The organism is Pseudomonas sp. (assembly GCF_041601375.1).
Taxonomy (GTDB): domain Bacteria; phylum Pseudomonadota; class Gammaproteobacteria; order Pseudomonadales; family Pseudomonadaceae; genus Aquipseudomonas.
Genome location: NZ_JBFIIG010000139.1, coordinates 1 through 11429 on the forward strand (window position 1 = coordinate 1; position 11429 = coordinate 11429).

Consider the following 11429-nt stretch of genomic DNA (forward strand, 5'->3'; position numbering starts at 1 on the left):
CCCCGCGCTCAGGTGGCAGACAGATGCTGAAAGTCCAGGGCTTGTGCAAGAGCTATGCGACGCCGCAGGGCGCCCTGCCGGTATTGCGCGGCATCGACCTGGAACTGGCGACGGGTCAGAGCCTGGCCCTGATGGGCGAGTCCGGCAGCGGCAAGAGCACCCTGCTGCACCTGGTGGCCGGGCTGGATCGGGCCGACGCCGGGCGTATCGAAATCGACGGCCGCGTGCTGGGCGACCTGCATGAGGGGCAACTGGCGGCCTGGCGGCGCAGCGGCATCGGCCTGGTGTTCCAGCAGTTCAACCTGATCGCCAGCCTGCGCATCGCCGACAACCTGGCCTTCCAGGCGCGCCTGGCTGGCCGGCATGACCCGCACTGGCAGGCCGAACTGGTCGAGCGCCTCGGCCTGGCGGCCCTGCTTGGGCGCTACCCCGAACAGCTCTCGGTCGGCCAGCAGCAGCGGGTGGCGCTGGGCCGAGCGCTGGCCGTGAAACCGCCGCTGCTGCTGGTCGACGAGCCCACCGGCAGTCTGGACGAGCGCAGCGCCGACGAGGTGCTGACCCTGCTGCTGGAGCTGCTCGCCGGCAGTACGACCAGCCTGCTGATGGTCACCCACAGCGCCAGCCTGGCGGCCCGCCTGCAACGTTGCCTGTGCCTGCAGGGCGGGCGTCTGCTGGAAGGGGCCTGAGATGCGCCGCCTGTATTGGACCCTGAATGCCCTGGCCAGCCACTGGCGGCGTCATCCGCTGCAGTTGTTCAGCGTGCTGGCCGGCCTGTGGCTGGCCACCAGCCTGTGGGCCGGGGTGCAGGCGCTGAACAGCCAGGCCCGCGACAGCTATGCCCGCGCCAGTCAGCTGTTCGGCGGCGCCGAGCGCTACAGTCTGGTCGCCCGCGATGGTCGCTGGTTTGCCCAGCAGCACTTCATCGACTTGCGCCGCGCCGGCTGGCCGGTCTCGCCGCTGCTGCAAGGGCGCCTGCGCCTGCACGGGCAGAGCGAGCGACGCCTGCAATTGATCGGCATCGAGCCGTTGACCCTGCCGGCCGGCAGCGCGCTGGCCGGGCAAAGCCTCGAACGCCTGGACCTGGCGGGGTTTATAGGCCGGCCCGGACGCAGCTGGATCGCCGCCGATACCCTGGCCGAACTTGGCCTGCAAGCCGGTGCGCAGCCGCTCAGCGCGTCCGGCCAGCGCCTGCCGCCGCTGGCGGTGTGGCCGCAGTTGGCGCCCGGCGTGCTGCTGGTGGACATCGGCGTGGCCCAGCGCCTGCTCGACGCCCCCGGGCAGGTCTCGCGGTTGCTGCTGCCGGCCGCGTTCGCCCGCGCCGCGCCGCCGCTGCCGCCGGCGCTGGCCACGCAGCTGGTGCTGCAGCGCGGCGACGCGGAGGCCGACCTGGCCCAGCTCACCGACAGCTTCCACCTCAACCTCAGCGCCCTCGGCCTGCTGGCCTTTGTCGTTGGTCTGTTCATCGTCCACGCCGCCATCGGTCTGGCCCTGGAGCAGCGCCGGGTGCTGCTGCGCAACCTGCGCACCTGCGGGGTGAGCCTGCGTGGCCTGCTGGTTGCCCTGGTCGTGGAGCTCGGCGCGCTGGCGCTGCTCGGCGGAGTCGCCGGGTTACTCAGCGGCCATGCCCTGGCGGCCTGGCTGCTGCCGGATGTCGCCGCCAGCTTGCGCAGCCTGTATGGCGCCGAGGTGGCCGGGCGGCTCAGCCTGGCGCCGCACTGGTGGCTGGGCGGCCTGCTGGTCTGCCTGCTCGGTGCCTTGCTGGCCGGTGCCGGCAGCCTGCTGCGCGCCGCGCGTCTGCCGCTGTTGGCCCTGGCGCAGCCCGAGGCCTGGCAGCAGGCCCAGGCGCGCTGGCTGCGCCGTCAGGGCTGGCTGGCGGCGCTGCTCGGCGGCGTGGCGCTGCTCGCGCTGCTGTTCGGCGACAGCCTGGCGGCCGGCTTCGTCCTGCTCGCCGCCCTGCTGCTGGGCGCGGCCCTGGCCTTGCCGGTGGGCCTGAACCGCGTGCTCGAGGCGTGGCTGCCGCAGTGCCGTACGCCGCTGGCGCAGTGGTTCGTCGCCGACAGCCGCCAGCAACTGCCGAGCCTGGCGCTGGCGTTGATGGCCCTGCTGCTGGCGCTGGCGGCGAATATCGGGGTCGGCAGCATGACCGCGGGCTTCCGCCAGACCTTCAGTGGCTGGCTCGACCAGCGCCTGGCCGCCGAGCTCTACCTGAGCCCGGTCGATGCCAGCCAGGCTGCGGCCATCGAGGCCTGGTTGGCCGGGCAGGAGCAGGTGCGCGCGCTGCTGCCGAGCTGGCGGGTCGAGCTGCAACTGCAGGGCTGGCCGGCACAACTGACCGGCATCCGCACGCAGGCGCATTACCGCGAGCACTGGCCGCTGCTGAGCGCCAGTGCCGAGGCCTGGCAGCGCCTGGAGCGGCAGCAGGGCCTGATGCTCAGCGAACAACTGGCGCGGCGCCTCGACCTGCATCTGGGCGAGCGCCTGCGCCTGCCGACGCCGAGTGGCGCCTGGGAGCTGGAGGTGCTCGGCATCTATGCCGACTATGGCAATCCCAAGGGGCATCTGCTGGTCGAGGCGGCGGGCCTGCAGCGCCACTGGCCGGGACTGGCGCCGCGCAGTTTCAGCCTGCGCCTGCCGGCCGCAGAGGTGCCGGCGCTGATCCAGGCGCTGCAGGAAGAATTTGCCCTGGACGACAGCCGGGTGATCGACCAGGCCGCGCTCAAGGCCTGGTCGAGCCGGGTATTCGAGCGCACCTTCGCCGCCACCGCCGCGCTCAACAGCCTGACCCTGGGCGTGGCCGCGGTGGCGCTGCTGATCAGCCTGCTGACCCTCGGTCAGACCCGCCTGAGCCAGCTGGCACCGCTCTGGGCACTGGGCGTCGGCCGCACGCGACTGGCCTGGCTCAGCCTCGGCCAGACCCTGATGCTGGCCGTGCTCACCCTGTTCCTGGCGCTGCCGCTGGGCCTGTTGCTGACCTGGTGCCTGGTCGCGGTGATCAACGTGCAGGCCTTCGGCTGGCGCCTGCCGCTGCAGGTATTCCCCGGCCAGCTCCTGCAGCTGCTCGGCCTGGCGCTGCTGGCCACCCTGCTGGCCGCCGCCTGGCCGCTCTGGCAACTCGGCCGCAGCACCCCGGCGGCGCTGTTGCGCAGCTTCGCCGATGAACGCTAGCGCCGCGTGCAAGCGCGGTAGAGGTAGGAGCCAGTTTGCTGTGGTCCGGCACTCCGGCGATCATTGGCGCCTGTTGACGGCTTGCCGGAATGCCGGACCACGGCAAGCTGGCGCCTGCAGATGGGGCTCGCTCGAGGAAAAGATCATGCGTGGACAGCACACTCGCATTCGCCTGGCGCTGCTCGCCGGCCTGCTGCTCGCCGCCTGCGAGGCCGAAACGCCGCCACCGGCGGTGGGCTTCGCCGGGCTGGGTGGCGCGGCGCAGGGCTTCGCCCGGGTCGAGCCGGGGCGGGCGCTGAGGTTCCCGGCCGACCACGGCGCGCACCTGGACTACCGCATCGAGTGGTGGTACCTCACCGCCAATCTGCAGGACGCCCAGGGCCGCGCGTGGGGCGTGCAATGGACGCTGTTTCGCAACGCCCTGCAGCCCGGCTCGGACGAGACGGACTGGCGCAACCAGAACCTGTGGATGGGTCATGCCGCGCTGACCGGCCCGGACGGCCATCGCCACGCCGAGACCTTCGCCCGCGGCGGCATCGGCCAGGCCGGGGCGGTGGCCGAACCCTTGCAGGCCTGGATCGACGACTGGCAGCTGCGCAGCCTCAGCCCAGTCAATGGCGGCCTGGGCGAGCTGGAGCTGAATGCCCGCGGCGAAGGCTTCAGCTATCGCCTGCGCCTGACCAGCGAACGGCCGCCGGTGCTGCAGGGCGAGCAGGGTTTCAGCCAGAAGTCCGGCCAGGGTCAGGCCTCCTATTACTACAGCCAGCCGTTCTTTGAGGCCGAGGGTAGCCTGCTGGTGGACGGCAAGCGCCATGCGGTCACGGGGCAGGCCTGGCTCGACCGCGAATGGAGCAGCCAGCCGCTGGCGCCCGATCAGCAGGGCTGGGACTGGTTCTCCCTGCACCTGCAGAGCGGCGAGAAACTGATGCTGTTCCAGGTTCGTCAGGCCGACGGCGCGCATTACCGCGCCGGCACCTGGATCCATGCGGACGGCCGGACCGAGCCGCTGAGCCAGGCGGACATCCAGATGCAGCCGGTGCGCTTCAGTCGGGTCGCCGGCCGGCGCCTGCCGACCGCCTGGAGCCTGCGTATCGCCGCCAAGGAGTTCGCCATCGGCACCACGCCGTTGCAGGAGCAGGCCTGGATGGCCACCCGTTTTCCCTACTGGGAAGGGCCGATCCGTTTCAGCGGCAGCCACCAGGGCGTGGGCTACCTGGAAATGACCGGCTATTGAGGGGCGCCTGTCTTCAGCTGCGCTGCGGGGTGTGGCGCACCGGCGCGCCGCCCGCCACGTAGTAGGGTGCGGTGCTGCGCGGCAGCGGGGTGCGCCCGCGGATTTTGTCGGCGATCTTCTCGGCCATCATGATGGTCGGCGCGTTGAGGTTGCCGGTGGTGATCAGCGGCATGATCGAGGCGTCGACCACCCGCAGCCCTTCGATGCCGTGCACCCGGCCCTGGCCGTCGACCACCGCCATCTCGTCCTCGCCCATCTTGCAGGAGCAGGACGGGTGGAAGGCGGTTTCCGCATGATCGCGGACGAAGGCGTCCAGTTCGGCGTCGCTCTGCACCGCGGCGCCTGGGCTGAGTTCACGACCGCGGAAGGGGTCGAGTGCCGATTGGTTCATGATCTCGCGGGTGATGCGGATGCCGTCGCGGAACTCCTGCCAGTCCTGTGGGCTGGACATGTAGTTGAACAGGATGCTCGGGTGTTGGCGCGGATCCTTCGACCTGGCCTGGACGCGCCCGCGGCTCGGTGAGCGCATGGAGCCGACATGGGCCTGGAAGCCGTGTTCCTTGACCGCGTTGCTGCCGTTGTAATTGATCGCCACCGGCAGGAAGTGGTACTGGATGTTCGGCCACTCGAACTCGGCGCTGGTGCGGATGAAACCACCGGCCTCGAACTGGTTGCTGGCGCCGATGCCCTTGCCGAGAAACATCCACTCGGCGCCGATCTTCGGCTGGTTCCACCACTGCAGCGCCGGGTACAACGAAACCGGCTCCTTGCAGGCGTACTGCAGGTACATCTCCAGGTGGTCCTGGAGGTTCTCACCGACCCCGGGCAGCTCGTGTACCAGCGGGATGTCCAGCTCACGCAGCAGCGCGGCCGGGCCGACGCCCGAGCGCTGGAGGATCTGCGGCGAGGCAATGGCGCCGCTGCACAGCAGCACCTCGCGCCGGGCACCGACGGTGGTCGGGGTGTTGCTGTCGCCGTGCAGGTAGTCGACGCCGATGGCGCGCTTGCCGCTGAACAGGATGCGCTCGGTCAGGGCGTGGGTGACGATGGTCAGGTTCGGCCGGCCCTTGGCCTGGTCCAGATAGCCGCGCGCGGTGCTGGCGCGCCGGCCCTTGGGGGTCACGGTACGGTCCATCGGGCCGAAACCTTCCTGCTGGTAGCCGTTGAGGTCGTCGGTGCGCGGAAAACCGGCCTGCACGCCGGCCTCGACCATGGCGTGGAACAGCGGATTGTTGCCGGCCTTCGGCGTGCACACGCTGACCGGGCCGTCGCCGCCGTGGTAGGCGTTGGCGCCGCTGTCGCGGCTCTCGGCCTTGCGGAAATACGGCAGGCAGTCCAGGTAGCTCCAGTCTTCCAGGCCCTTGTCCTTGGCCCAGCCGTCGTAGTCGAGGGCGTTGCCGCGGATGTAGCACATGCCGTTGATCAGCGACGAGCCACCGAGGCCCTTGCCGCGACCGCACTCCATGCGCCGGTTGTTCATGTGCGGTTCCGGCTCGGTCTCGTAGGCCCAGTTGTAGCGCCGGCCCTGCAGCGGGAAGGCCAGAGCGGCGGGCATCTGGGTGCGGAAATCCAGGCGATAGTCCGGGCCGCCGGCTTCCAGCAGCAGCACGCTGACGTCGGCATCCTCGGTCAGGCGGGTGGCCAGCACGTTACCGGCCGAGCCGGCGCCGATGATGATGTAGTCGAATTCTTGGGACATGGGCGTTACCTTGTACCTGGATGTAATTCGGGTGAAACGGTCTGACGGTTCCCGGATTGCATCCGGGCTACTGGGCTTGCGGATCTGTGGGAGCGGCTTCAGCCGCGAAAATCATCGCGGATAAATCCGCTCCTACAGATTGGGCGCAGCGATCAAAACACCGAGCTGTAGTCGCCCAGTTCGACCTGGACCGACTTGGTCCGGGTGTAATGCTCCAGGGTGCTCAGGCCATTCTCGCGGCCGACCCCGGACTGCTTGTAACCGCCCACCGGCATTTCCGCCGGCGATTCGCCCCAGGTATTGATCCAGCAGATGCCGGCTTCCAGCTGGTGGATCACCCGGTGCGCGCGCGCCAGGTCGCGGGTCACCACGCCAGCCGCAAGGCCGAAGTCGGTGTCGTTGGCACGGCGGATCACTTCCTCTTCCGTGTCGTAGACCAGGATGCTCATTACCGGGCCGAAGATTTCTTCGCGCACGATGGTCATGCTGTCGCTGCAGTCGGTGAACACGGTGGGCGCGACATAGGCGCCCTTGGCGTATTCGCCGGCAGTGATGCGCTCGCCACCGGTCAACAGGCGCGCGCCTTCGCTGCGGCCCTTGGCGATGTAGCCGAGCACACTCTCCATGTGGGCCAGGCTGACCAGCGGGCCGAAGTTGGTGTTGTCGTCCTGCGGGTTGCCCAGGCGAATGCGCTTGACCCGCTCCAGCACCTTGCTCTCGAAGCGTGCCTGCAGCATGCGCGGCACGAACACCCGGGTACCGTTGGTGCAGACCTGGCCGGAGCTGTAGAAGTTGGCCATCACCGCGATGTCGGCGGCGCGGTCGAGGTCGGCGTCCTCGAAGATGATCAGCGGCGACTTGCCGCCCAGTTCCATGGTCACTTCCTTGAGCGAGGAGCTGGAGGCGCTGGCCATGACCTTCTTGCCGGTGACGGTGCCGCCGGTGAAGGAAATCTTCTCGATGCCGGGGTGCTCGGTGAGCCACTGGCCGACTTCGCGGCCGCTGCCGGTGAGCACGTTGAACACACCATCCGGCAGGCCGGCTTCGCTGTAGATCTCGGCCAGCTTGAGGGTGGTCAGCGAGGTGACTTCGCTGGGCTTGAAGATCATCGCGTTGCCCGCGGCCAGGGCCGGGGCGGATTTCCACAGGGCGATCTGGATCGGGTAGTTCCAGGCGCCGATGCCGGCGACCACGCCCAGCGGCTCGCGGCGGGTGTAGACGAAGGCACTGTCGCGCAGGGGAATTTGCTGGCCTTCGATGGCGGGCACCAGGCCGGCGTAATACTCGAGCACGTCGGCACCGGTAACGATATCGACGTAGCGGGTTTCCGACAGCGGCTTGCCGGTGTCGAGGGTTTCCAGCTCGGCCAGCTCGTCATTGCGCGCGCGGAGGATGTCCACCGCCTTGCGCAGGATGCGCGAGCGCTGCATGGCGGTCATCGCTGCCCAGACCTTCTGTCCGGCGGCGGCGCTGGCCACCGCGCGCTCGACGTCTTCCTGGCTGGCGCGCTGGACGTTGGCGAGCACTTCACCGTTGGCTGGATTGATGCTCTCGAAGGTGGCGCCGCTGGTCGAATCGACATAGCGACCACCGATATAGAGCTTCTGTTCGGCGAATAGGGCCATGGTGGAATCCTCTCTTGTCTGTTGTCTGCGCAAGGCTGGCTGGCGGCTTCAGTGCGCCTTGGCCAGAGGGGTCGGCAGGTTCAGTGGCGCGCTCGGCGGCACTGTCCAGGCCGGAAGAGTGAAATCCAGCCTACGTGATTTTTATTGAACGATCAATCAATAATAAATATCGAGAGCGACTCGTGCCGGTCTGGATGCGACAAGGGCGCTGGTGAGGCGGGGCAGGGCTTTGTGCAGGGCGTGCGTGCGCCGGCCGAGTGTCCAGCGCCGGCCGTATGGGAAAACTATTGGGTTTTTGCATCGCGGCCGGATTGCCTGCCCGGGTGGGCTCAGGCGGCGTGGTGCTCGAGTTGCTTTTTGGCCAATTGCTGGTCGAGATAGTCGTAGGCGATCTGGATCGCCTGCTGGGTGTCGAAGTCGCCACCGGACAGCGCGCCGCGCAGCCAGAGACCGTCGATCAGGGCGGCCAGGCCACGCGAGGCGGCGCGTGCCTGCTGCACGGGGAGGACGCGGCGGAACTGGCAGCACAGGTTGGAATCCAGGCGGTGATCGTTGACCCGCTGCAAGCGGCGCAAGGATGGCTGGTGCATGCTGCTGGCCCAGAAGGCCAGCCAGGTCTTCATGGCCGGGCCGCTGACCTGGCTGGCATCGAAGTTGCTGTCGATGATCGCGCGCAGATGCGCGCGCGGGCTGTCGTCCTCGAGCGCCGCACGGCGAGCGCGCGAGGCTGTGCTCAGGGCCTGCATAAGGTGGCGCATGGTGGCGTCGAGCAGGCCGTTCTTGTCCTTGAAATAGTGGCTGATGATGCCATTGGAAACCCCTGCCAGGCGGGCAATATAGGCAATGCTGGCATCGCCCATGCCGACTTGGTCAACGGCTTCGAGGGTCGCCGCAATCAATTGCGAGCGGCGGATCGGTTGCATTCCGACCTTGGGCATCGGCATCTCCGTGGGCTGAAGTTTCGTTTGGGTGGGCCGCAGTCTAGGGCGATTTTTATTGAACGATCAAATAATTATGCGGTTATCCCCAAAGCTCGCCGCTGTGGCTGGGCGGATAGCAACCCCTCTGGGCGGGTTGGCAGGGCTCCGTGCCGTGACAGCCGCGGGTTCTACTATTAGAATTTGATTAACATCAAATTTGAGCAATTGGCGATTTTATGGAAAGCAAGACTGCGCGTCTCACCGTGCTCATTGATCCGGTCAAGAAGAAGGCGTTCGAGGAACTGTGCGCCGGACAGGATCTGACCCCTTCCCAGGTCGTGCGCCAGCTGATTCGCGATTACCTCGAGACCCACGGCGTCACCTACGCCACCCAGAGCAAGCGCGGGCCCAGCACCAAGGCATGATCCGTCGAGCGGCTCAGCCATCGGCCGCTGCCGGCTCGCTCTGCGCGTAGGCCCCCAGCGCGGCATTGAAGTCGGCGTGATAATGCTGCGCCCCGATCTGCTGCAGGATGCCCGCCTTATCCAGCTTGGCCAGCACCTTGCGGTTGGCCTCGCAGAGTTTCACCACGATCTTGCGTTTGTGCAGTTGCTGGATGACTTCCTCCAGCGTTTGCAGGCCGGTGATATCCATGAACGGCACGCGGTTCAGGCGAATCACCAGCAATCGCGGGTCGGTGTGGGTCTGTGCCAGCGCGCGCTCGAAGGTTTCTGCTGCAGCAAAGAACAGCGGCCCTTCGATGGTGTACACCAGCACGCCAGCTGGCAGGCGGCTATGACCGCCGACGCGCAACTCCGCTTCGAGTTCTTGTTCGACGACCTGCTGAACCTCCACGGAGGCGGCCATCCGGCGCATGAAATGCAGCATCGCCAGGATCACGCCGATGTTCACGGCCACCACCAGGTCACTGAATACCGTCAGGCCGAAGGTGATCAGCAGGATCGCCACGTCTGCCCGTGGAGCACGCTGCACCATGCGCTTGAAATGGCGCAGCTCGCTCATGTTGTAGGCGACCACGAAGAGGATCGCCGCCAGTGCGCACAGCGGAATGTCCGAGGCCAGCGGGGCGAGGAACAGGATGATCAGCAACAGGGTGACCGCGTGCATGATGCCGGCGAGGGGGCTGGTGCCGCCGTTACGAATATTGGTTGCCGTGCGCGCAATCGCGCCAGTGGCAGCGATGCCGCCAAATAAGGGGGTGAGCATGTTGGCAAGACCCTGGCCGACCAGCTCCTGGTTGGAGTCATGCTTGGTGGCCGTCATGCCGTCGGCTACCACCGCCGATAGCAGCGACTCGATCGCCCCCAGCATGGCAATCGCAAAGGCCGGGCCGATCAGTTCGATAATCCGCGGCAAGCTGACTTCAGGCAGGCCGAAATCGGGCAGACCCTGGGGGATGCCGCCAAAGGCGCTGCCGATCGTGGCCACGCCATCGAAGTGAAAAACTGCCTGGATAAGGGTGACCACCAGCATCGCCACCAGCGGGCCTGGCACGCGCTTGAGCCCCGGAAACCCTGGCGACAGCAGCACCAGGCTGAGGCTGAGGAGGGCCAGCAGGGTGGTGGCCGGGTGCAGTTGCGGTAGCACGCGGAGCAATTGCCAGACCTTCTCATGGAAGTGCTCGGCGCCAACGGCGGGCAAGCCGAAGAAGTCTTGCCATTGGCCGATCCAGATGATCACCCCGATCCCGGCCGTAAAGCCGACGATCACCGGGGCCGGAATGAATTTGATCACTGAACCAAGCCGGGAGATGCCCAGCAACAGCAGCATGACCCCGGCCATCATGGTGGCGATCTGCATGCCGTCGATGCCGTGCTCGGCGGTAATGCTCGCCAGAATCACGATGAATGCGCCGGTCGGCCCGGCGATTTGTACACGACTGCCGCCAAACAGGGAGACCAGCACGCCGCCAATGATCGCCGTATAGATGCCTTGCTCCGGCTTGACCCCCGAGGCGATGGCAAAGGCCATTGCCAGTGGCAGCGCGACTATCCCGACGATTACTCCGGAGACCAGATTGTTCAGCCAGTGCTTGCGCCCCAGCAAGCCGGTCTTCCAGGCTTCGCGAACTGCAATCATGGTGAGCGCCTCTGCGAGATCATGTGCATGATATTATCATGTGGTGATAATTGCATGGCTCCTTGATCAAGCGTCCTGCGACTCATGCCAGGGCTTGTCTGGCTGAAGCATAGCGGCGCGGGCGACTGACACTGAGCGCACGGGTGTGCGCGCGCACCAACCAGCGGGTGACCGAGATGAACCGTAACGACGTTAAAAGCAAACATGCAGAGGGCGTCACCTTCGACACCCATGTGATCGCCAACCCGACCAACGTCAAGGAGTGGATCGTGTTCTTCAAGAAGGACGCGGGCAGAAGCTACTTCCTGGTCGACGATAGCGAAGAAGTCGAGTCATTCGACCATCTGGATGACTTGATCGAGGAGCTGCGCGAGCTGGGCATCAAGAACGCAGAGATCCATTTCTAACTGCCGAGTCGGGTCTACTCCCAGGGGCGTAGGGCGTAGGGCGTAGGGCGCACGGCCGCTACGCTTGGCCAAGGCCATGGATATGCCGCTCGGTGTGACCCGCAGGGCCCGGTACGAAGATGAAAGCATGCTGTGGGTATCCGCCATGACGGCATGCACGACGGCGCGATAGGGGCGCGAATCTATTGATCAAGCGAGACCCTTGGCTCGGAAAATAAATGCGCGCCCTTTTGGGCTATGGGGCCGCAATCGATGTGCAAACACCAAGGCGCAGCTTGC

Annotated in this window: 9 protein-coding genes; 5 read left to right on the forward strand and 4 right to left on the reverse strand. The window is 66.9% G+C overall.

The genetic code is table 11. The features are described from left to right. Positions 1–23: 23 nt before the first annotated feature. The 3 genes from ABZE94_RS16185 (at position 24) to ABZE94_RS16195 (ending at position 4399) form a co-directional block, all read left to right on the forward strand. On the forward strand, positions 24–686 hold the full coding sequence (locus ABZE94_RS16185; protein ID WP_372876522.1) for an ABC transporter ATP-binding protein: 663 nt from the start codon (positions 24–26) through the stop codon (positions 684–686). Between the two features lies 1 nt (position 687). Further along, complete coding sequence (locus ABZE94_RS16190; protein ID WP_372876514.1) at positions 688–3165, forward strand: FtsX-like permease family protein; 2478 nt, start codon at positions 688–690, stop codon at positions 3163–3165. Between the two features lie 145 nt (positions 3166–3310). Further along, a complete protein-coding gene (locus ABZE94_RS16195) occupies positions 3311–4399 on the forward strand; it encodes a lipocalin-like domain-containing protein (RefSeq protein ID WP_372876515.1) in 1089 nt (362 codons plus the stop codon). A 13-nt stretch (positions 4400–4412) separates the two neighbouring features. Here the strand turns inward: ABZE94_RS16195 and betA are convergent, their stop codons facing one another. From betA to betI, 3 genes are all read right to left on the reverse strand, one after another. Beyond that, positions 4413–6098, reverse strand: a complete 1686-nt coding sequence (gene betA, locus ABZE94_RS16200; RefSeq protein WP_372876516.1) for a choline dehydrogenase — start codon at positions 6096–6098, stop codon at positions 4413–4415. Between the two features lie 152 nt (positions 6099–6250). Then, entirely contained in the window at positions 6251–7723 is a 1473-nt protein-coding gene (gene betB, locus ABZE94_RS16205) for a betaine-aldehyde dehydrogenase (RefSeq protein ID WP_372876517.1), read from the reverse strand. A gap of 329 nt (positions 7724–8052) precedes the next feature. Next, a complete protein-coding gene (betI, locus tag ABZE94_RS16210; protein WP_372876518.1) occupies positions 8053–8661 on the reverse strand; it encodes a transcriptional regulator BetI in 609 nt (202 codons plus the stop codon). Positions 8662–8879: 218 nt separating this feature from the next. On the opposite strand from betI, the gene ABZE94_RS16215 reads away from it, so the two are divergent. After that, positions 8880–9068, forward strand: a complete 189-nt coding sequence (locus ABZE94_RS16215; protein ID WP_372876519.1) for a CopG family transcriptional regulator — start codon at positions 8880–8882, stop codon at positions 9066–9068. A gap of 13 nt (positions 9069–9081) precedes the next feature. Here ABZE94_RS16215 and ABZE94_RS16220 read toward each other — a convergent pair whose 3' ends face one another. Then, positions 9082–10743 (reverse strand): SulP family inorganic anion transporter, encoded by a 1662-nt coding sequence (locus ABZE94_RS16220; protein WP_372876520.1) that lies wholly within the window; start codon positions 10741–10743, stop codon positions 9082–9084. A 176-nt stretch (positions 10744–10919) separates the two neighbouring features. On the opposite strand from ABZE94_RS16220, the gene ABZE94_RS16225 reads away from it, so the two are divergent. Next, positions 10920–11150 carry a hypothetical protein gene (locus ABZE94_RS16225; RefSeq protein ID WP_372876521.1) on the forward strand — a complete coding sequence of 77 codons (231 nt, stop codon included), beginning with the start codon at positions 10920–10922 and terminating at the stop codon, positions 11148–11150. The last annotated feature ends 279 nt before the right edge of the window (positions 11151–11429 follow it).

Coding starts and splice junctions, on each gene's coding strand:
- ABZE94_RS16195 (WP_372876515.1), top strand. CDS start 3,311: ATGCGTGGACAGCACACTCGCATTCGCCTGGCGCTGCTCGCCGGCCTG.
- ABZE94_RS16215 (WP_372876519.1), top strand. CDS start 8,880: ATGGAAAGCAAGACTGCGCGTCTCACCGTGCTCATTGATCCGGTCAAG.
- ABZE94_RS16220 (WP_372876520.1), bottom strand. CDS start 10,743: ATGATTGCAGTTCGCGAAGCCTGGAAGACCGGCTTGCTGGGGCGCAAG.
- ABZE94_RS16190 (WP_372876514.1), top strand. CDS start 688: ATGCGCCGCCTGTATTGGACCCTGAATGCCCTGGCCAGCCACTGGCGG.
- ABZE94_RS16185 (WP_372876522.1), top strand. CDS start 24: ATGCTGAAAGTCCAGGGCTTGTGCAAGAGCTATGCGACGCCGCAGGGC.
- betA (WP_372876516.1), bottom strand. CDS start 6,098: ATGTCCCAAGAATTCGACTACATCATCATCGGCGCCGGCTCGGCCGGT.
- betI (WP_372876518.1), bottom strand. CDS start 8,661: ATGCCCAAGGTCGGAATGCAACCGATCCGCCGCTCGCAATTGATTGCG.
- betB (WP_372876517.1), bottom strand. CDS start 7,723: ATGGCCCTATTCGCCGAACAGAAGCTCTATATCGGTGGTCGCTATGTC.
- ABZE94_RS16225 (WP_372876521.1), top strand. CDS start 10,920: ATGAACCGTAACGACGTTAAAAGCAAACATGCAGAGGGCGTCACCTTC.